Origin of the sequence: Klebsiella sp. P1954, from assembly GCF_018199955.1 — a bacterium.
GTDB lineage: Bacteria > Pseudomonadota > Gammaproteobacteria > Enterobacterales > Enterobacteriaceae > Klebsiella > Klebsiella pneumoniae.
Genome location: NZ_CP073373.1, coordinates 3959112 through 3979068, shown reverse-complemented (window position 1 = coordinate 3979068; position 19957 = coordinate 3959112). Strand labels below are relative to the sequence as shown.

The window sequence follows — 19957 nt, the reverse complement described above, 5'->3', positions numbered from 1 at the left end:
TCTTCCTCAAGTCGCCGACAGCCAGCGCGTCAGCCGCGCAGTGAAATCGGCCTGGCTTTGCAGTAGTTCATCGCCCGTCACCAGCGGCGCCGGACGGGTAATGACGATGCAGGGGATCCCCGCATCAAGACAGGGTTGTACTTTTTCCTGATAGCCTCCTTCCGCCCCCGAGGCTTTCGTCACCACAACATCGGCCCGGCACTGGCGATAAAAGGCGGCGTTAAATTCGGCGCTGAACGGCCCGCAGAGGGCGAAGATCTCCCCGACGCCAAACCCCAGATCGCTACAGTGCTGAACCACCTCCGGCACCGGCAGCACCCGGGCGAGCAGCGTTTTCTCCGCCAGTCCCGCCCGCCAGGCCGCCAGATCTTTGCTGCCGGTGGTCAGCAGGATCCGCTCGCCGAGGCGACGAGCCACCGCGCAGGCCTCGTTCAGATCGCCGACCACGTGAAGTAGCGGATGGCGCAGATCGCTCAGCTGCTCCGGCCTTTGATAGCGGCTGAGCAGAACCCCGACGCTGGCGCAGGCGCGCACAATATTCTGGCTGACCACCTCGGCGTAGGGGTGAGAGGCATCGATCACCCAGCGGGTGCGCTGCGCTCTGAGCCACTCCGCCATCTGCTGCCACTCCATACGCCCGCAGCGTATCTGCCCGCGGATATCGCCGGCCAACCGCTCGCCGGTAGGGGTCGCCACCGACAGGGTGTAGCGCACGTCGGCGGCGTCCAGCTGCTGGCAGATCGCCCGCGCATCGCTGGTGCCCCCGATAACCAGCACGTCGCCGTGATTCACAGCGCGTAGCCTCGCGGGGTGATCATCAGGCCGTTGTCGATGTAAGTCGCTTTGTTGCCAACGATCACCAGACTGGTCATATCCACTGGGGCAAAATCCATCTCCCCGAGGGTGGTCAGCCATTTCTCCTGCTTTTTGCGTCCGGCGGATTTGACTACGCCGACCGGCGTATCTGCGCTTTTACTGGCCGCCAGCAGCGCAAAGGCGCGCGCCAGATGTCCTTCGCGGCCGCGGCTGCGGGGGTTGTAGAAACAGATAACGAAGTCCGCTTCCCCGGCGGCGACTATGCGTTTTTCAATCACCGGCCAGGGCGTCAGCAGATCGCTAAGGCTGATATGGCAGAAATCATGCATCAGCGGCGCGCCGAGCAGCGAGGCGGCGGCGATACTGGCCGTCATCCCTGGGATCAGACGGACCTCAATGTCCAGCTGCTGCTTATTAACCAGCTCCAGCACCAGCCCCGCCATGCCGTAGATGCCGGCGTCGCCGCTGCTGATCAGCGCAACGTTGTGCCCGGCCTGCGCCAGCTCGATGGCCGCCTGGCAGCGCTCAATCTCTTTGCACATGCCGGTTTTGATCACCTGCTTGTCGCCGGTAAAGGCTTTTACCAGGTGGGTGTAGGTCTTGTAGCCCACCACGATCTCTGCCGCCTGCAGGGCCTCCACGGCTTCCATGGTCATCATCGCCTGCGAGCCAGGGCCAATTCCGATTACGCTTAACATCAGTGTGTTACTCCCAAAGTAATGGTCACGCCCTGCTCACGCAGGGTTTCGCCGGACAGGTTTCCCTGACTCAGCAGCCAGGCTACCGGGCCGGAGACGCTGCCGACGCCGACCGTCTCCCGGACAAAAGACGAGGCCGGAAAGCGGTGCTCGTGCTCGCGCAGCGCCTCGGCGCTGAAGGTTTCGAACGGCACCCGGCAGCGGTGAGCCAGCTGGCGCAACCCCGGCTCGTTTGCCTTCAGGCTCACGCTGCCGATCGCTTTCAGCGCCAGCGGGTCAAGACGCTGAGCGGCAAGCTGGCGATCCAGCAACGTACTGAGCAGCGCGCAGGGGGTGTCGCGCCGACAGCCGATCCCCGCCACCACCCGCTGGGGCACCAGCTTCCAGTGAGGTACCGGCAGCGGCGGCAGCGACCGGCGCAGGGTGACGCAGATCAGGGCGTCGAGCGCCGGCAAGCTCGCCAGGTTGCTTACCGGGATAAACCCGCGCCGGTCGCAGCGGCTTAGCGCCCCGGTGAATTCGCCGTCGCACCACAGCCCCACCCGCTTACCGCTCACCAGCATCTGGTTAACGGTTTTCACCGCCGCGCGAAAATCGGTCATCCGGGCGTTCAGCTGGAAGGCCAGCGTGTCGAGGGCGGCCAGCTCGTTGACGTCGGTGGCGGTGGTGATCACCGGGTCGGCGTCGAGCATCCCGGCGAGATAGCGGGTTAGCGCATTGGCCCCCCCGGCATGGCCGGAGAGCAAGCTGATGACGTGCCGGGCGCGCTCATCAATCACCACCACCGCCGGGTCGCTGAGCTTGTCATTCACCAGCGGGGCCAGCACCCGCACGGCAATCCCGGTGGCGCCGATAAAAATCAGCGCCGAGAAGCTGCTGAACGCCTAGCGGGCAGCGCTGGCAAAGCCGCCGTTGAAGGGGATAAACCCCTCTTCCTGCAGCGCTTCGCTGGTGTAACAGGTAAGCGGCAGCATGGCCGCCAGCCGTTTTGCCAGCCGCACGCCGCCGGGCGTCAGGCAAAACAGGGCAATGGATTCAGGCTTTACGGTATTCATGGCTAAAATCCGCTGCGTACAGTTTTGAGTAGTGATACTCATCGCCGAGGAAGGGGCCGACCAGGATCAGCGCCGTTTTGCGGATCCCGGCGTCGCGTACTTTGTCGCCGATGTCCGCGAGGGTACCGCGGACGGTCTGGCTTTCCGGCCAGGTGGCCTTGTAGATCACCGCGACCGGGGTGGTCGCGGGGTAGCCGCCCTCCACCAGCCGCTCCGCCACCCGGTGAATACGTTGCACCGACAGGTAAATCGCCATCGAGGTTTGATGGCTGGCAAAGGCTTCCAGCTGTTCGCGCGCGGGAACCGGCGTGCGCCCTTCCAGACGGGTAATAATCAGACTCTGCGAGACTTCGGGTACCGTGTACTCCACCCCCAGCTCCGCCGCCGCGCCGAGGAAAGCGCTGACGCCCGGCACCACCTGCCAGCGGATCCCGCGGCGGGTCAGCTCTTCGCCCTGCTCGCGCACCGAGCCATATAGCGAGACGTCGCCCGTCTGCAGACGCACCACCGTTTTTCCCGCCTTCACCCCCGCCTCCATCAGGTCGAGGATCTGCTCCAGATGCAGCGCGGCGCTGTCGTGGCACTCCGCCTGTGGCGGACAGTAGGCCAGTAGCTCGGTGTTGATCAGCGACCCGGCGTAGATCACTACCTGCGCCTGCTGTAGCAGACGGTAGCCTTTGAGAGTAATCAGTTCGCGATCGCCCGGACCGGCGCCGACGAACCACACGCAATGGGGATCAAAAGTCTCAGCCATGGTTTTCTTCCTTCTGACAGGCGATGACAAAAACGGGATTATGGGGTTTGAAGTAGTGGCCGCTGCCCAGGGTAGCCAGGGTGGAGACCGCCAGCTGCTGGCAGTCCACCTCGTGGATGCCGCTCTGCCGCAGGTGCGCCAGGGCGCTATGAAGGTTTTCCTGCAAAATAAAAGTCATCACCAGCCGGCCGCCGGGATGCAGCTGCGCCAGCGACCAGTCGATCAGCGCCGTCAGGTGGCCGCCGCTGCCCCCCATAAAGATCGCGTCGGCTTTGTCGGCGACCGCCAGCGGCGCAACGCCCGCCACGATAGCGATGTTGTCGCAGCCAAAGCGCTGCCGGTTCTCCGCCAGCAGGCGCAGCGCGTCGGCCTGACGCTCAATCGCCGTCACCCGCAGCGCCGGGTTCTGTAGAGCAGCCTCAATGCTGACGCTGCCGGTGCCCGCGCCGATATCAATCAGATGGCGCGCCCGGTGCAGCTCCAGCTTCGCCAGCGCCAGCGCGCGCACGGCCTCTTTGGTCATCGGCACCTGGGCGCCGCGCAAAAACAGCTCATCTTTCATCGAGGATCACCACCGCATTCATCTCATATTCGTCCTCCACGGCGCTGACCGGCAGCCAGTGGATCCGCTCGTTTTCCATCGCCAGGTTCTCGCCTATCACCATCCAGCGATGGCCTTTGCCGCGGGCCATCAGCTGGGCGGCTATCTCCCGCGGTCCGCAGCGGCCGTCGGTCACCATGGCGACTTTCCGGTGGGCGGCCAGCGCATCGAAGCTCACCGCCCGGCCATGGCTGCTGGTCAGCCACATATCGTTCATGTCGATGCCCGCCCGGGCGCAGAGGTACTGCACCGCGCTGATGCCGGGGATCACCTGCACTCGTTCCCGGCCAAAATGGGCAATCAGCCGGGTGCCAATGCCATAGAACAACGGGTCGCCAGAGGCCAGCACCACGACGCGGCGCCCGGTACGGGCCTCAATCCACGCCAGCAGCGCCGGCATATCGGCCCCCAGCGCGAAGCGCTCGCCGGCGAAGTCGGGAAACTGCTGGAGATGACGGCTGCCGCCCACCAGCGCCTCAGCGGCGGCGATTGCCTCGCGCGCGGCCGGGATCAGCCACTGCAGCCCCGCCGGGCCCATTCCCACGACCGTCAACATGTCAGCTCCCGGGCAATCGCCTCCAGCGGACGGCTGCTGCCCAGTACCTGGTTATCAAAAGAAAACAGAACCGCGTCGCAGGTGGGCGGTTGCTGAGTGAAGCGCAGCATCTCAAGAACACGCTGGCAGATTCGCTCAGCCAGATGGTTATAGAGGCGCTGGTATCCCCAGGCGTCGATATGCTCCATTGCCGCTTCGGTAGTGTCGCACTCGCTGACCAGCGTCAGCAGCGGCAGCGGCGCGCCAAGCAGCGCCAGATGAGCGACGAGAGTTTCCATCCGCGCATCGGCGATATGGCTGTGGGTATGAAAGATCCCGGCGGCGATTTTGATCAGTTTGCCGGGATGGCCAATGAGCACAATCTGGCGGAAACCGAGCCGAACCGCCTCTTCAATCATGTAGCCGACGAAGTTGCTCATGGTGACCACCATCTGCGGGTCGATGCCCATCTGCTCGCGGACAAAGCGCTCACCGTGGTTGCCCGGCACCAGCACCACGCGCTCCAGCCCGGCGGCGCGTTTTATCTCCAGCTCGAGGGAGAGCGAGCGCTTCCAGCTCTCTTCCGACATCGGGGTAACGATCCCCGTGGTGCCGATAATCGAGATGCCGCCGAGGATCCCCAGCCGGGCGTTATAGGTTTTTTGCGCGCGAAGCGCGCCTTCCGGGGCAAAAATCTCCACCTGCGCGCCGCGGGTAGGACCTATCGCTTCGCGCACGGCGGTCTCGATGGTGTGCCGCGGAGTGCGGTTTATCGCCGGGCTGCCTGTCGGCAGGCCGATCCCTTTGCGGGTCACCGTGCCGATGCCCTCCCCGCCCTGCAGGCTAATCTCTCCGCTGTCATTGAGGATCACCCGGGCAAAAATCAGCATGCCGTGGGTGGCGTCGACATCATCGCCGCCGTCTTTACGGATCGCGGCGACCGCCTGCTGCCCTTCGACGTGCGGGGACTCAACGTTCAGGCACAGGGTGACGCCGGAGGGGGTGACGATCGAGACCTGATGAATCAGATGCTGGCGCATCACCATCAGCGCCGCCACTTTTGCCGCCGCTGTGGCGCAGGAGCCGGTGGTGTAGCCCTTGCGCAGCGCTTTGCCGTGATGCCACACCGGGGCGTCAAAGGTCTGATCGCTCATTGCGCCTCCCGTAGGTGGTAAAGCAGAGCGTTCACAATCGCTGCCGCCACGTTGCTTCCCCCTTTGCGGCCGAGCGCGGCGATGGCCGGCAGGCCGCTCTCGCTGAGCGCCGCTTTCGACTCCGCCGCGCCGACGAACCCGACCGGCACCCCCACCACGCCGCCGATGGCGGTCTCGCGATGTTCCAGCAGGCGAAACAGCGCGGTTGGCGCATTGCCGAAGACGAACACTTTCTCCCCGGGCTCCTGCACCGCAATATCCACCGCCACCATCGAGCGGGTCATCCCCCGGCTTTGCGCCTCGCGCACCACCCGCGGGTCGCTGATATAGCAGCGGCATTCGCCGCCAAAGCGGGCCAGCAGGGTTTTGTTGATCCCGGACAGCGCCATGGTGGTATCGGTATACAGCGTGCAGGGCCGGCTCAAGGCCTCACTCAGCGCGATCAGGGCATCCGGAGAAAACCACAGAATATCCAGCCAGTCGAAGTCAGCGGTGGTGTGGATCACCCGCTTGATAATCGCCTCGTGCAGCGGGCTGGCGAAACGGTAGTCCGGTCGCGTTTCGGCGATGATCTCGCTGATGATGTCGAAGCTTTTCGCCTCGATCGCCTGCGGTTGTTGGATGTACTGCATCAGGTTCTCCTCAGGCCGCGCCGACCAGCCAGTAGCGCACGCCGATAAACAGCGCCAGCGCCAGGCTTGACGCCACCCACATTAATCGAATGGTTCGGGAAATATCGTCCACCGCGATGTCGCGGACGGCGTCGCCTATCCAGGGCTTTTCAACGCGCTGGCCGAAGTAATCGTTCGGGCCGCCAAGGCGGATCCCCAGCGCGCCGGCGACGGTCGCTTCCGGCCAGGCGCAGTTAGGACTGCTGTGCTGATAGCGATCGCGCCAGCCCGTACGCAGCGCCCGGGCGCCATCTTCCCGGCATAGCACCGCGGCAAGGCTGAGCAGCAGCCAGCTCAGCCGGGCGGGAAGGAAGTTGGCTACATCATCAAGACGAGCGCTGACCATGCCGATCGCCTGGTATTTTTCGTGTTTATAGCCGACCATGGAATCGAGGGTGTTGACCGCTTTATAGGCCATGGCCAGCGGCGCGCCGCCGAGGAGCAGGAAAAAGAGCGGCGCGATAATGCCATCCACCGTGTTCTCCGCCACGGTCTCCACCACCGCACGGTTGATCTGCGCTGGCTGGAGCTGAGAGGTATCGCGCCCGACAATCCAGGAGAGCTTATGCCGGCTTTCGGCGAGATCTCCGGCCTGCAGCGGCCGGGCCACCGCCATCGCCGACTGTGCCAGACAGCGTCCCGCCAGCGCGGTGAAGATCATCCACACTTCCACCAGCCATCCAAGCCAGGGGTGGATCCCGTGCGCCAGCGCCAGTACGCCCCAGGCCACGCCCCATGTCAGGCCGATAACCACCAGCCACATCACCCCGCCGCCGATGCGCAGCGCCCGGTCGCTATGGCAGACGCGTCGCACTACACGCTGGCTGACGGCGATCAGGCGACCTATCCAGCGCACCGGATGCGGCCAGTGCGGCGGATCGCCAATGACGACATCAAGTATCCAGGCTACACACCAGGCGAGAAGGGTCATAGCGCCCTCCTTGCTGCCCGCAGCCAGTGGTTGAGCATGGTGGGACGCTGGGCAAAATGGACATGGAGATAGCTGGCAAAGGCGCTGCCGGACTGCCATCCTCCCTGCCACTGCTGGAGCGTCTTACCGTCTCGCTGTTTACGGCAGGCCAGTACGGCGGGGGTGGCGGGAGAAAAATCGGAGTAATGAAATTCATGGCCGCGCAGCCACTCGCCAGGGGCTGCCAGCAGCGTCTGCTGCCGCGCCTGCGCTTCGCAGTAGCCGAACCGGGTCAGACGCGTCCCCATTCGGCTGTGTCCGGGAATAATATCCGCCATCGTGTAGCGCTCGCCGCTGGTGACTTCCAGGGTCGTGCCCAGATACATCAGGCCGCCGCACTCGGCGTAGATCGCCACCCCGCGCCGGTGCGCCGCGCGAAGCTGTGTCAGCATCTCGTGGTTAGCGGATAGCCCGGCCGCATGCAGCTCCGGATAGCCGCCGCCGAGCCAGATCATCTGGCAGGCCGGCAGCTGGCGATCGCGCAGTGGGCTAAAGCGCACCATCTTCACGCCGCAGCGCGCCAGCAGCGCCAGGTTATCGGGGTAATAAAAATTGAAGGCCTCATCGTCGGCGAGGGCCAGCGTCAGTCCTTCGCCGGCATCGGCGGCAAGCTGTTCTCCCCCCTCGCCGATCGGCATGGCGGCCAGTTCGCTGAGGGCCAGCAGCCGGTCTATGTCGAGGGTGCGCCCCAGCAGGCTGGCAAAATCCCGCCATGCCTGCTGATTGACCACCGACTCGCGGGCGGTCACCAGTCCCAGATGTCGTTCGGGCAGCGCCACGCCTTCCACGCGCGGCACATAGCCGAGCACTGGCACCTGACAGTAGCGCTCAATGGCGCTTTTCAGCAGCTGGAAGTGCGCGTCGCTGTTGACCCGATTGACGATAACGCCAGCGATGTCGAGAGCCGGATCAAAATGTTGAAAACCCATCACCGTGGCGGCGATGGAGGTCGACACCGCTTTGCCATCCACCAGCAAAATCACCGGGCAGCCAAGCTGCTTAGCCATTGCCGCGCTGCTGCAGTAGTTAGGGTCGGTGCCGTAGCCGTCATACAGGCCCATCACCCCTTCGATAACCGCGATGTCGGCCTGCTGTAGCTGTTCGGTAAACAGCGCGTTGAGTATCGGGGCGGGAAGCATAAAGCTGTCGAGATTGCGGGAAGCGATGCCGCTGATGGCGGTGTGCCAGGCGGTATCCAGGTAGTCAGGCCCTACTTTACAGGGTTGCACCCGCATACCGCGCTGTTGGAGCAAGCTGAGCAGGCCGAGCGTAACGGTGGTTTTGCCACAACCGCTGCCGGTACCCGCAAGAATGAACGCACGCCTGGTTGCCATACCCTGTCCTGTTCTGGCGGTCAGGGTATAGCTACACGCATGCCTGGTCCTGCGACCACGCACCGCTAAGCCACCCACTTCCCACCGAAGTTGTTGGTCAGTTACCGGCAGGCAGGTCTTCTGGCTTAGCCTCGTTCTCGCCCGCCCTTCCCAATCTTTCGATCAGTGGTTTTTGCGGGGTCGTCAGCATCACAGCAGCGGGGGCTGCGGGGGATTTACACCCCCTTCCCTGACACCAAACTGGTGTCGAACCTGTCGGTTTGTTTCGCCGATGCGCCCTGCATCGACGGGTATTACTTTATGTTTTCTTTTACCGTTTCATCACTCGTCACAATGACGTCAGTGAAGGAAAGCGGTGTTGTGATAATCAGCTGTCTCGTATTAACGGACACTCTATCTCATCACAAAAATAAAAACTGGTGTAGTTTATCCCTCGAATATCACTATTTTGTTGCGCTATGACAATTTATTGCTCTACTGTCGTTTTTTTCATTTTATATTGATGAAGATACTCGGGGATATCAAAAATCGGCAATAGCAAAATATTGTCATTTAAAAAGACTCAGTTTGTGATCCGGCATTAATTTGCTGACGAAATGCCTGCGGCGTTACCTGATAGGTCTGGCGAAACACTTTGCAAAAATAGCTGGTTTGCGAAAAACCTAAATTCCGCGCGATGCTGGCGATGCTCCAGTCGCTGTGGCATAGCAGCTCTTTTGCGCTCGCCATCCGCTGCTGATTGACCCAGGCGTTAAAACCGATCCCCTGATACTTTTTAAACAGTTTGCTGAAGTAGTACGGGCTGAGATAGACATGCGCCGCCACATCCTCCAGACGCAGCTCATCGGAGAGATGCGCGTCGATATAGCGCAGCGCCTTCTTCATTTTGCCATCGTGCGGCGAGGGCGCCCGGCTGGCCTGCGCCGGGTCGTTCTGCGACGGGTTATCTTTGATAACCACAAAGTTGAGCTGTTTTTTCAGGCAATTCTCGACGATCAGCTTCAGCAGATCCGCCGAAGCGATAACCCGCGAATAGTCCATCTCCGGCACATCGCGAAACGCCTGGACCAGCGCCGGATCGTCCTGCCAGCGGTCATCGACGTTCAAGATATCAACCAGTTCAACATCATTGCTCAGACGCACCTGCCCGCACAGCACGAAGCCGACCAGGTGGCCGGCGATCACCAGCGGGATGGAAAAATCGGTTAACCCCGCATGACAGCGGTAGATACACAGCTGGTCTTTTTTCGAGGCTTCCAGCCCGCCGCAGCGGTCGCTCATGCGACAGCGTCCGCTGTGCTCCGGGTGCTGACGCATCAGCTGGCAAAACGGCGTGAAATTAAACAATTCAGAAATCTCATCACCGTGAATATTGACGACCACAACCGCCAGACTGGTGGCTTGCGCAAAATCCTGTGCGATTTTATTGATGAGTTCTGAGTTTAGGGTACTCGCAGAAATCATGATAAAACCCCTCAGTTAATTTTTTGTTATAAATAAAACATATTTTTCATATTTACCTTTTTTAGCATCAGATCCCATCGACGATAAAAAAGTGCATTGACAATAACAAAAGTCTCCCAACCCGGGGAGACTTTTTGAGCGGTTCGTGATATCGGTTCATGAAATTAGCCTGGCTATTTCACAGATACATTCCCCTTATGACGCTAACGCGTATTTTCTTCCTCCACGCAGGTATGACAGGGCAGATTATTGGCGATAAGAAAACGATAAATTGCGGCGCCGAGGCAGGCCCCTAACAACGGTGCGATAATGGGCACGATAAAATAGGGAATATCTCTTCCCCCGGTCATGGCGATATTGCCCCACCCGGCGAACCAGGTGAACAATTTCGGGCCAAAATCGCGTGCTGGATTCATCGCGAAGCCGGTAAGCGGCCCGGTCGAGGCGCCGATCACCGCCACCAGAATGCCAATCAACAGCGGCGCCAGTGGGCCCTTGGGTACGCCGTTGCCATCATCGGTGAGCGCCATGATCATCCCCATCAGCATCGAGGTGATCACCACCTCCACCAGTGCCGCATGCCAGATGCTGAGCTCAGGCGCCGGGTAGGTGCTGAATATACTGGCCAGCTGCAGGCTTTCCAGGCTGCCGCGCACCATATGATGCACCGTTTCAAATTGCGTAAACAGGGTGCTGTAAAGTATCCAGGCCAGCACGGCGCCGCCAAACGCGCCGGCGACCTGAGCCACGATATAGGGCACCACTTTTCTGCCCGGGAAGCAGGCAAACAGCCACAGGGCGACGGTGACCGCGGGGTTCAGATGTCCCCCCGAAATGCCGGCCGTCAGGTACACCGCCAGAGAAATACCCAGTCCCCAGATAATACAGATCTCCCACAGCCCCAGGCTGGCGCCGGTCAGTTTCAGGGCGCTCAGGCAGCAGATACCAAAAAACAGAAACAGCCCGGTGCCTAAAAACTCGGCGATACATTGCGCGCGTAAAGAACCATTCATTGTGACACCTCGTGACGAAGTTCGTGTCCAGGCCAGCCAACCATCCGCTGGCTCGTTGGGTACGGCGAGGCCCACTATAGAAACCGGCAGCGGCAAAGTGTTGGCATCCTGCGGAAATCGGGCGGCGTAAAGTCGCCGAAGAAGAATAATTTATTGCTATTTGTTCGCGAATCCATGCAGCAATGGCGGGCGTTCAGGGGGTATTTTAATTTCCAACTAAATGATAAAAAATTGCGAAAGCGCAGTGCTTATTTTTCAACAAATATCACATCACGCAAAATATCGCATAGCAAAAAAAATTTAAAAAATCACCTTTTAAAATGTAAATACGGAGCGTGAACTGCAATATAATCACATTTATACAAACAATAAAATCAAATAAAAACAACGATATAAAATAAAATAAATCCATTTTATATTATATAAAAACCACTATTTTTCGCTCTCCACCATCAACTCAGCCATTCTTTTTCGCCGCTCCGCCATATAGTTCCCTCACTGGCACATATCCTGCGAGGTCTTTATGCAACAAGAAGCATTAGGAATGGTAGAAACCAAAGGCTTAACCGCAGCCATAGAGGCCGCTGACGCAATGGTTAAGTCGGCCAACGTTTTATTAGTTGGCTATGAAAGGATCGGTTCAGGCCTGGTGACCGTCATCGTGCGTGGCGACGTGGGGGCAGTTAAAGCCGCCACCGACGCCGGTGCCGCCGCAGCCCGCCACGTGGGCGAAGTGAAAGCCGTACACGTCATTCCCCGCCCCCATACCGATGTTGAAAAAATCTTACCGAAGGGGAATAGCCAATGAGCAGCAATGAGCTGGTTGAACAGATCATGGCGCAAGTCATAGCCCGTGTAGCGACGCCAGAGCAGCAGGCGCTTCCCGATACCCCCCATCCCACAGGAGAGACGGCTATGGCAGAGAAAAGCTGCAGCTTAACGGAATTTGTCGGGACCGCCATTGGCGACACCCTCGGGCTGGTCATCGCCAACGTGGATGCCGCGTTGCTGGAGGCGATGAAGCTCGAAAAACACTACCGCTCTATCGGCATCCTCGGCGCCCGCACCGGCGCCGGGCCGCACATCATGGCCGCCGATGAAGCGGTCAAAGCCACCAACACCGAAGTGGTCAGCATTGAGCTTCCTCGCGACACCAAAGGCGGCGCCGGCCATGGCTCGCTGATTGTGCTGGGCGGGAATGATGTTTCCGACGTCAAACGCGGGATTGAGGTCGCGCTGAAAGAGCTGGACCGTACCTTCGGCGATGTCTACGGCAACGAAGCGGGTCATATTGAGCTGCAGTATACCGCGCGCGCCAGTTATGCCCTGGAAAAAGCGTTCGGCGCCCCACTGGGCCGCGCCTGCGGCATTATCGTCGGCGCCCCGGCGTCCGTTGGCGTGCTGATGGCCGATACCGCGCTGAAATCAGCCAACGTCGAGGTGGTGGCTTACAGCTCACCGGCCCACGGCACCAGTTTCAGCAACGAAGCCATTCTGGTGATTTCCGGCGACTCTGGCGCGGTGCGCCAGGCGGTGATCTCCGCCCGGGAAATCGGCAAAACCGTACTGGCGACGCTGGGCGCCGAACCGAAAAACGATCGCCCCTCCTACATTTAATATCCGCGAGGCTGATTCATGAGATCGAAAAGATTTGAAGCACTGGCGAAACGCCCTGTGAATCAGGATGGTTTCGTTAAGGAGTGGATTGAAGAGGGCTTTATCGCGATGGAAAGTCCTAACGATCCCAAACCTTCTATCCGCATCGTCAACGGCGCGGTGACCGAACTCGACGGTAAACCGGTTGAGCAGTTCGACCTGATTGACCACTTTATCGCGCGCTACGGCATTAATCTCGCCCGGGCCGAAGAAGTGATGGCCATGGATTCGGTTAAGCTCGCCAACATGCTCTGCGACCCGAACGTTAAACGCAGCGACATCGTGCCGCTCACTACCGCGATCACCCCGGCGAAAATCGTGGAAGTGGTGTCGCATATGAACGTGGTCGAGATGATGATGGCGATGCAAAAAATGCGCGCCCGCCGCACGCCGTCCCAGCAGGCGCATGTCACTAATATCAAAGACAATCCGGTACAGATTGCCGCCGACGCCGCTGAAGGCGCATGGCGCGGCTTTGACGAGCAGGAGACCACCGTCGCCGTGGCGCGCTACGCGCCGTTCAACGCCATCGCCCTGCTGGTCGGTTCACAGGTTGGCCGTCCCGGCGTCCTCACCCAGTGTTCGCTGGAAGAAGCCACCGAGCTGAAACTGGGTATGCTGGGCCACACCTGCTATGCCGAAACCATTTCGGTGTACGGTACGGAACCGGTGTTTACCGATGGCGATGACACCCCGTGGTCGAAAGGCTTCCTCGCCTCCTCCTACGCCTCGCGCGGCCTGAAAATGCGCTTTACCTCCGGTTCCGGTTCTGAAGTACAGATGGGCTATGCCGAAGGCAAATCGATGCTTTATCTCGAAGCGCGCTGCATCTACATCACCAAAGCCGCCGGGGTGCAAGGCCTGCAGAATGGCTCCGTCAGCTGTATCGGCGTACCGTCCGCCGTGCCGTCCGGGATCCGCGCCGTACTGGCGGAAAACCTGATCTGCTCAGCGCTGGATCTGGAGTGCGCCTCCAGCAACGATCAAACCTTTACCCACTCGGATATGCGGCGTACCGCGCGTCTGCTGATGCAGTTCCTGCCAGGCACCGACTTCATCTCCTCCGGTTACTCGGCGGTGCCGAACTACGACAACATGTTCGCCGGTTCCAACGAAGATGCCGAAGACTTCGATGACTACAACGTGATCCAGCGCGACCTGAAGGTCGATGGCGGCCTGCGGCCGGTGCGTGAAGAGGACGTGATCGCCATTCGCAACAAAGCCGCCCGCGCGCTGCAGGCGGTATTTGCCGGCATGGGTTTGCCGCCTATTACGGATGAAGAAGTAGAAGCCGCCACCTACGCCCACGGTTCAAAAGATATGCCTGAGCGCAATATCGTCGAGGACATCAAGTTTGCTCAGGAGATCATCAACAAGAACCGCAACGGCCTGGAGGTGGTGAAAGCCCTGGCGAAAGGCGGCTTCCCCGATGTCGCCCAGGACATGCTCAATATTCAGAAAGCCAAGCTCACCGGCGACTACCTGCATACCTCCGCCATCATTGTTGGCGAGGGCCAGGTGCTCTCGGCCGTGAATGACGTGAACGATTATGCCGGTCCGGCAACAGGCTACCGCCTGCAAGGCGAGCGCTGGGAAGAGATTAAAAATATCCCGGGCGCGCTCGATCCCAATGAACTTGGCTAAGGGGTGAAAAATGGAAATTAACGAAACGCTGCTGCGCCAGATTATCGAAGAGGTGCTGGTGGAGATGAAATCAGGCGCAGATAAGCCGGTCTCCTTTAGCGCGCCTGCGGCTTCTGTCGCCTCTGCCGCGCCGGTCGCCGTTGCGCCTGTGTCCGGCGACAGCTTCCTGACGGAAATCGGCGAAGCCAAACCCAGCACGCAGCAGGATGAAGTCATTATTGCCGTCGGGCCAGCGTTTGGTCTGGCGCAAACCGCCAATATCGTCGGCATTCCGCATAAAAATATTCTGCGCGAAGTGATCGCCGGCATTGAGGAAGAAGGCATCAAAGCCCGGGTGATCCGCTGCTTTAAGTCTTCTGACGTCGCCTTCGTGGCAGTGGAAGGCAACCGCCTGAGCGGCTCCGGCATCTCGATCGGTATTCAGTCGAAAGGCACCACCGTCATCCACCAGCGCGGCCTGCCGCCGCTTTCCAATCTGGAACTCTTCCCGCAGGCGCCGCTGCTGACGCTGGAAACCTACCGTCAGATTGGCAAAAACGCCGCGCGCTACGCCAAACGCGAGTCGCCGCAGCCGGTGCCGACGCTTAACGATCAGATGGCTCGTCCCAAATACCAGGCGAAGTCGGCCATTTTGCACATTAAAGAGACCAAATACGTGGTGACGGGCAAAAACCCGCAGGAACTGCGCGTGGCGCTTTAACAAAGGATATCCCGATGAATACCGACGCAATTGAATCCATGGTACGCGACGTGCTGAGCCGGATGAACAGCCTACAGGACGGGATAACGCCCGCGCCAGCCGCGCCGACAAACGACACCGTTCGCCAGCCAAAAGTTAGCGACTACCCGTTAGCGACCCGCCATCCGGAGTGGGTCAAAACCGCTACCAATAAAACGCTCGATGACCTGACGCTGGAGAACGTATTAAGCGATCGCGTTACGGCGCAGGACATGCGCATCACTCCGGAAACGCTGCGTATGCAGGCGGCGATCGCCCAGGATGCCGGACGCGATCGGCTGGCGATGAACTTTGAGCGGGCCGCAGAGCTCACCGCGGTTCCCGACGACCGGATCCTTGAGATCTACAACGCCCTGCGCCCATACCGTTCCACCCAGGCGGAGCTACTGGCGATCGCTGATGACCTCGAGCATCGCTACCAGGCACGACTCTGTGCCGCCTTTGTTCGGGAAGCGGCCGGGCTGTACATCGAGCGTAAGAAACTCAAAGGCGACGATTAACAGGGGGTAAGCATGCGCTATATCGCTGGCATTGATATTGGCAACTCCTCGACAGAAGTCGCCCTGGCGACGGTCGATGACGCAGGTGTGCTGAACATTCGCCACAGCGCGTTGGCTGAAACCACGGGTATAAAAGGCACATTACGAAATGTGTTCGGTATCCAGGAGGCGCTAACGCAGGCGGCAAAAGCGGCCGGCATTCAGCTCAGCGATATTTCGCTTATTCGCATTAACGAAGCCACGCCGGTCATTGGCGATGTGGCGATGGAAACCATCACGGAAACCATCATCACCGAGTCCACCATGATCGGCCATAACCCGAAGACACCCGGCGGCGTCGGACTGGGGGTCGGCATCACCATCACACCAGAGGCGCTGCTGTCCTGCTCCGCGGGCACTCCCTATATTCTGGTGGTCTCCTCGGCCTTTGACTTTGCCGATGTCGCCGCGATGGTCAATGCGGCAACGGCAGCGGGCTATCAGATAACCGGCATTATTTTGCAGCAGGATGACGGCGTGCTGGTCAATAACCGGCTACAGCAACCGCTACCGGTGATCGACGAAGTTCAGCATATCGACCGGATTCCACTTGGCATGCTGGCGGCCGTCGAGGTCGCTTTACCCGGTAAGATCATCGAAACGCTCTCCAACCCCTACGGTATTGCGACCGTTTTCGATCTCAACGCCGAGGAGACCAAAAATATCGTGCCAATGGCGCGGGCGCTGATTGGCAACCGCTCGGCCGTGGTGGTGAAAACCCCCTCCGGCGACGTCAAGGCCCGCGCTATTCCGGCAGGTAATCTGCTGCTCATCGCTCAGGGGCGCAGCGTACAGGTTGATGTGGCCGCCGGGGCGGAAGCCATCATGAAAGCGGTTGACGGCTGCGGCAAACTGGACAACGTCGCGGGAGAAGCGGGCACCAATATCGGCGGCATGCTTGAGCACGTGCGCCAGACCATGGCGGAGCTTACCAATAAGCCAGCTCAGGAGATCCGCATTCAGGATCTGCTGGCCGTTGATACGGCGGTGCCAGTCAGCGTGACCGGCGGTCTTGCGGGAGAGTTCTCGCTGGAGCAGGCGGTGGGTATCGCCTCGATGGTCAAGTCGGATCGCCTGCAGATGGCCCTCATCGCCCGTGAAATTGAGCACAAACTGCAGATTGCGGTTCAGGTGGGCGGCGCCGAAGCGGAGGCGGCCATTCTTGGGGCGCTCACCACTCCCGGCACCACGCGCCCGCTGGCGATCCTCGATCTGGGCGCCGGGTCGACCGACGCCTCCATTATCAATGCGCAGGGAGAGATCAGCGCCACTCACCTGGCCGGCGCCGGCGATATGGTCACGATGATCATCGCCCGCGAGCTGGGGCTTGAGGACCGCTACCTGGCGGAAGAGATCAAAAAATATCCGCTGGCAAAAGTCGAAAGCCTGTTTCATCTGCGTCATGAAGACGGCAGCGTCCAGTTTTTTCCGTCGGCCTTACCACCGACGGTATTTGCCCGCGTCTGCGTGGTGAAACCGGATGAACTGGTTCCCCTGCCCGGCGATCTGCCGCTGGAGAAAGTGCGCGCCATTCGCCGTAGCGCCAAATCACGCGTCTTTGTCACCAACGCCCTGCGAGCGTTACGCCAGGTGAGCCCTACCGGCAACATTCGCGACATCCCGTTCGTGGTGCTGGTGGGCGGCTCGTCCCTCGATTTCGAGATCCCCCAGCTGGTCACCGACGCGCTGGCGCACTACCGGCTGGTTGCCGGGCGCGGCAATATCCGCGGCTGTGAAGGCCCACGCAATGCGGTCGCCAGCGGATTACTCCTTTCCTGGCAAAAAGGAGGCACACATGGAGAGTAGCGTAGTCGCCCCCGCCATCGTCATTGCCGTCACTGACGAATGCAGCGAACAGTGGCGCGATGTCCTGCTGGGCATTGAAGAGGAAGGCATTCCTTTTGTTCTGCAGCCGCAGACCGGCGGCGATCTTATCCATCACGCCTGGCAGGCGGCGCAGCGTTCGCCGCTGCAGGTAGGCATCGCCTGCGACCGGGAACGGCTCATCGTGCACTACAAAAATTTACCCGCATCAACTCCGCTGTTTTCGCTGATGTATCACCAGAACAGGCTGGCCCGGCGAAACACTGGCAACAATGCGGCTCGTCTCGTCAAAGGGATCCCATTTCGGGATCGCCATGCTTAATCCACAGGAGAACGCAGTATGAATAACGCACTAGGACTGGTTGAAACGAAAGGCCTGGTTGGCGCCATTGAAGCCGCTGATGCAATGGTGAAATCCGCCAACGTGCAGTTGATTGGTTACGAAAAAATTGGCTCCGGGCTGATTACCGTGATGGTCCGCGGAGACGTCGGCGCGGTCAAAGCCGCCGTTGACGCCGGCAGCGCGGCGGCCAGCGTGGTCGGCGAGGTCAAGTCCAGCCATGTGATCCCGCGCCCGCATAGCGATGTTGAGGCCATTCTGCCGAAATCCGTCTGACCCTCAAAAAAGGAGCACCGCGTGAAGCAATCACTGGGATTACTTGAGGTCAGCGGTCTGGCCCTGGCCATCACCTGCGCCGACGCTATGGCGAAAGCGGCCGCCATCACGCTGCTCGCCCTGGAAAAGACCAACGGTTCCGGCTGGATGGTGGTGAAGATCGCCGGTGATGTGGCCTCTGTCCAGGCGGCGGTGATGACCGGGGCCGAACTCGCCGAACGGCAGCAGGGGCTGGTAGCGCAGAAGGTTATCGCCAGGCCCGGGGAAGGCCTGCTGCCGGCCCGCGTCCAGGCGCCTTCACCAGCGCCTGAAGTCGCCGTGACGGAGGAGAACACGGCCCTCACAGACGCCCCTTCCCACTCTACGGAGCGGGTAACCTGCAACCTGTGCCTGGACCCACACTGCCCACGACAAAAAGGCGATCCCCGCTCGCAGTGCCTGCACGCCGGTAAACGAGGTGACGCGTAATGGATAAACAACAGCTGGCTTCGACAGTCAACAAAGTGCTGGATGAGATGCGCCAGCGTCCCATTCCAATCGGTATCTCCAGTCGCCATATCCATTTAGCGGCGGCTGACTATGCCAGGCTTTTTCCCGCGCAGCCCATCCAGCCGAAAAAAGCGCTGCTGCAGCCGGGACAATATGCTGCAGAGCAGACGGTGACCCTGGTTGGCCCCAAAGGGCGATTAAACAACGTGCGCCTGCTCGGCCCTTTGCGCCAGACCAGCCAGGTGGAAATCTCACGCACCGACGCCCGGATCCTCGGTATCGCCGCGCCGCTGCGCATGTCCGGCAATCTGCAGGGCACGCCGGGGATCCGCCTGATAAGCCCCTTTGCCGAACTGCAGCTGAGCGGCGGGACGATTGTTGCCCAGCGACATATTCATATGTCGCCACTTGATGCGTTGATCCTGCGCGTCTCCCATGGCGATAGCGTCGCGGTGGCGATCGAAGGCAGCGACAGGCGGCTTATCTTCGACAACGTGGCGGTCCGCGTTGCCCCGGATATGCGTCTTGAGATGCACATCGATACTGACGAGGCCAATGCGGCAGGCGCTGACGCTGCGCAAGCCTGGGCAACGCTGGTGACGAAGCCATGAACCACGCGATGCTGCAGCGTATCGTCGAAGAGGTCGCCGCCCGTCTGCGCCGTCGCGCCCTCAGCACGGCCACGCTCAGCGTGGCCCAGCTCGGCGAAGCGGATATCCGCAGCCTGCTGTGCCAGCACGCTTCGCTGCGCATCGTGCAGGTGGATTTACCGCTGCTGGAGCAGCTTGCCGGCCAGCGTGCGCTGGCGGCAGCCGGTTGCGCACTGCATGAGGCGATGGCCTGGGGCGTTCGGGTACAGCTAACGCTGCTTCCCGCCCTGCTCCCCGCGCTGGCGGTAAAAAAACTCGCCCGCTTGCCGCTGACGTTCAGCGACCCGCTTGGCCAGCCCGTCAGGCTTCACGCCGCGTCGGTGCTCACCTATGCCGACGTAGCCCGTTTCAGTGGCGGCTATCTGGTGCTGCGCCGCCGCCCCATTATCACCGCCCTCGCCCGCGAAGCGGCCGTCGCGCGGCATGTTCAATTGATTAAGCAGGAGTGAACTATGCATCTGGCACGCGTGACCGGCGCCGTCGTCTCGACGCAAAAATCGCCCTCTCTGAACGGCAAAAAACTGCTGCTGGTGCGCCGGGTAAGCGCGGACGACGATCGTCCGATTCTCCCCACGAGCGGCGATGAAGTGGCGGTAGATTCGGTTGGCGCTGGCGTCGGCGAGCTGGTGCTGCTCTGCAGCGGCTCGAGCGCACGCCACGTTTTCAGCGGCCCGAATGAGGCCATCGATCTTGCCGTCGTGGGCATTGTTGACTCACTTTCACGCTAAGGGGGCG

General features: G+C 60.7%; 23 protein-coding genes, 1 pseudogene and 1 riboswitch. Of the genes and pseudogenes, 12 read left to right on the top strand and 12 right to left on the bottom strand.

Annotation, left to right across the window (positions count from 1 at the left end; genetic code table 11):
- Window positions 1-6: 6 nt before the first annotated feature.
- The 12 genes and pseudogenes from KB890_RS19185 to pduF all read right to left on the bottom strand — a co-directional run bounded on the left by KB890_RS19185 (window position 7) and on the right by pduF (window position 11065).
- Window positions 7-792, bottom strand: a complete 786-nt coding sequence (locus KB890_RS19185; RefSeq protein ID WP_002915627.1) for a cobalt-precorrin-6A reductase — start codon at window positions 790-792, stop codon at window positions 7-9.
- Complete coding sequence (locus KB890_RS19180; RefSeq protein WP_004143930.1) at window positions 789-1514, bottom strand: precorrin-3B C(17)-methyltransferase; 726 nt, start codon at window positions 1512-1514, stop codon at window positions 789-791. Before KB890_RS19180 ends, KB890_RS19185 begins: the two co-directional genes overlap by 4 nt.
- Window positions 1514-2569: pseudogene (gene cbiG / locus KB890_RS19175) on the bottom strand (cobalt-precorrin 5A hydrolase). The gene KB890_RS19180 and the pseudogene cbiG overlap by 1 nt, the downstream one beginning before the upstream one ends.
- Complete coding sequence (locus KB890_RS19170; RefSeq protein ID WP_004149602.1) at window positions 2550-3323, bottom strand: cobalt-precorrin-4 methyltransferase; 774 nt, start codon at window positions 3321-3323, stop codon at window positions 2550-2552. The pseudogene cbiG and the gene KB890_RS19170 overlap by 20 nt, the downstream one beginning before the upstream one ends.
- Window positions 3316-3885, bottom strand: a complete 570-nt coding sequence (locus KB890_RS19165) for a decarboxylating cobalt-precorrin-6B (C(15))-methyltransferase (RefSeq protein WP_002915684.1) — start codon at window positions 3883-3885, stop codon at window positions 3316-3318. The genes KB890_RS19170 and KB890_RS19165 overlap by 8 nt, the downstream gene beginning before the upstream one ends.
- Window positions 3875-4480, bottom strand: a complete 606-nt coding sequence (locus tag KB890_RS19160) for a cobalt-precorrin-7 (C(5))-methyltransferase (protein ID WP_004174583.1) — start codon at window positions 4478-4480, stop codon at window positions 3875-3877. The genes KB890_RS19165 and KB890_RS19160 overlap by 11 nt, the downstream gene beginning before the upstream one ends.
- Entirely contained in the window at window positions 4474-5613 is a 1140-nt protein-coding gene (gene cbiD, locus KB890_RS19155; protein WP_004181160.1) for a cobalt-precorrin-5B (C(1))-methyltransferase CbiD, read from the bottom strand. Before cbiD ends, KB890_RS19160 begins: the two co-directional genes overlap by 7 nt.
- On the bottom strand, window positions 5610-6245 hold the full coding sequence (locus KB890_RS19150; protein WP_004181161.1) for a cobalt-precorrin-8 methylmutase: 636 nt from the start codon (window positions 6243-6245) through the stop codon (window positions 5610-5612). The genes cbiD and KB890_RS19150 overlap by 4 nt, the downstream gene beginning before the upstream one ends.
- Window positions 6246-6255: 10 nt before the next feature.
- Window positions 6256-7215: an adenosylcobinamide-phosphate synthase CbiB gene (gene cbiB, locus KB890_RS19145; protein ID WP_004181162.1), complete on the bottom strand. Its 960-nt coding sequence runs from the start codon at window positions 7213-7215 to the stop codon at window positions 6256-6258.
- On the bottom strand, window positions 7212-8588 hold the full coding sequence (locus KB890_RS19140) for a cobyrinate a,c-diamide synthase (protein ID WP_004181163.1): 1377 nt from the start codon (window positions 8586-8588) through the stop codon (window positions 7212-7214). The genes cbiB and KB890_RS19140 overlap by 4 nt, the downstream gene beginning before the upstream one ends.
- 92 nt (window positions 8589-8680) lie before the next feature.
- Window positions 8681-8859, bottom strand: a riboswitch (cobalamin riboswitch).
- A 281-nt stretch (window positions 8860-9140) separates the two neighbouring features.
- The gene (pocR, locus tag KB890_RS19135) at window positions 9141-10052 is read right to left on the bottom strand and encodes a transcriptional regulator PocR (RefSeq protein ID WP_004181164.1); all 912 of its coding nucleotides are present in this window, start codon (window positions 10050-10052) and stop codon (window positions 9141-9143) included.
- Window positions 10053-10255: 203 nt separating this feature from the next.
- Entirely contained in the window at window positions 10256-11065 is an 810-nt protein-coding gene (pduF, locus tag KB890_RS19130) for a propanediol diffusion facilitator PduF (RefSeq protein ID WP_002915732.1), read from the bottom strand.
- Between the two features lie 523 nt (window positions 11066-11588).
- Between pduF and pduA the strand changes: the two genes are divergently transcribed.
- From pduA to KB890_RS19070, 12 genes are read left to right on the top strand one after another with little or no spacing between them, the layout of a single operon-like run.
- The gene (gene pduA, locus KB890_RS19125; RefSeq protein WP_002915737.1) at window positions 11589-11873 is read left to right on the top strand and encodes a propanediol utilization microcompartment protein PduA; all 285 of its coding nucleotides are present in this window, start codon (window positions 11589-11591) and stop codon (window positions 11871-11873) included.
- The gene (pduB, locus tag KB890_RS19120; RefSeq protein ID WP_004181165.1) at window positions 11870-12682 is read left to right on the top strand and encodes a propanediol utilization microcompartment protein PduB; all 813 of its coding nucleotides are present in this window, start codon (window positions 11870-11872) and stop codon (window positions 12680-12682) included. Before pduA ends, pduB begins: the two co-directional genes overlap by 4 nt.
- Before the next feature lie 18 nt (window positions 12683-12700).
- Window positions 12701-14365, top strand: a complete 1665-nt coding sequence (gene pduC / locus KB890_RS19115) for a propanediol dehydratase large subunit PduC (protein WP_020325071.1) — start codon at window positions 12701-12703, stop codon at window positions 14363-14365.
- A gap of 10 nt (window positions 14366-14375) precedes the next feature.
- The gene (gene pduD / locus KB890_RS19110) at window positions 14376-15065 is read left to right on the top strand and encodes a propanediol dehydratase medium subunit PduD (protein ID WP_022631424.1); all 690 of its coding nucleotides are present in this window, start codon (window positions 14376-14378) and stop codon (window positions 15063-15065) included.
- A 14-nt stretch (window positions 15066-15079) separates the two neighbouring features.
- On the top strand, window positions 15080-15604 hold the full coding sequence (pduE, locus tag KB890_RS19105) for a propanediol dehydratase small subunit PduE (RefSeq protein WP_002915750.1): 525 nt from the start codon (window positions 15080-15082) through the stop codon (window positions 15602-15604).
- 12 nt (window positions 15605-15616) lie between these two features.
- Window positions 15617-17449: a diol dehydratase reactivase subunit alpha gene (locus tag KB890_RS19100; protein ID WP_004149610.1), complete on the top strand. Its 1833-nt coding sequence runs from the start codon at window positions 15617-15619 to the stop codon at window positions 17447-17449.
- Window positions 17439-17789: a glycerol dehydratase reactivase beta/small subunit family protein gene (locus KB890_RS19095; RefSeq protein WP_002915803.1), complete on the top strand. Its 351-nt coding sequence runs from the start codon at window positions 17439-17441 to the stop codon at window positions 17787-17789. Before KB890_RS19100 ends, KB890_RS19095 begins: the two co-directional genes overlap by 11 nt.
- Before the next feature lie 18 nt (window positions 17790-17807).
- Entirely contained in the window at window positions 17808-18083 is a 276-nt protein-coding gene (pduJ, locus tag KB890_RS19090; protein ID WP_002915806.1) for a propanediol utilization microcompartment protein PduJ, read from the top strand.
- Window positions 18084-18104: 21 nt separating this feature from the next.
- Window positions 18105-18551, top strand: coding sequence for a BMC domain-containing protein (locus KB890_RS19085; RefSeq protein WP_004181166.1), 447 nt, complete (start codon window positions 18105-18107; stop codon window positions 18549-18551).
- Window positions 18551-19183, top strand: coding sequence for a phosphate propanoyltransferase (locus KB890_RS19080; protein WP_004181167.1), 633 nt, complete (start codon window positions 18551-18553; stop codon window positions 19181-19183). The genes KB890_RS19085 and KB890_RS19080 overlap by 1 nt, the downstream gene beginning before the upstream one ends.
- Window positions 19180-19671 carry a microcompartment protein PduM gene (pduM, locus tag KB890_RS19075; RefSeq protein WP_004181168.1) on the top strand — a complete coding sequence of 164 codons (492 nt, stop codon included), beginning with the start codon at window positions 19180-19182 and terminating at the stop codon, window positions 19669-19671. The genes KB890_RS19080 and pduM overlap by 4 nt, the downstream gene beginning before the upstream one ends.
- Before the next feature lie 3 nt (window positions 19672-19674).
- A complete protein-coding gene (locus KB890_RS19070; RefSeq protein WP_002915814.1) occupies window positions 19675-19950 on the top strand; it encodes a EutN/CcmL family microcompartment protein in 276 nt (91 codons plus the stop codon).
- The last annotated feature ends 7 nt before the right edge of the window (window positions 19951-19957 follow it).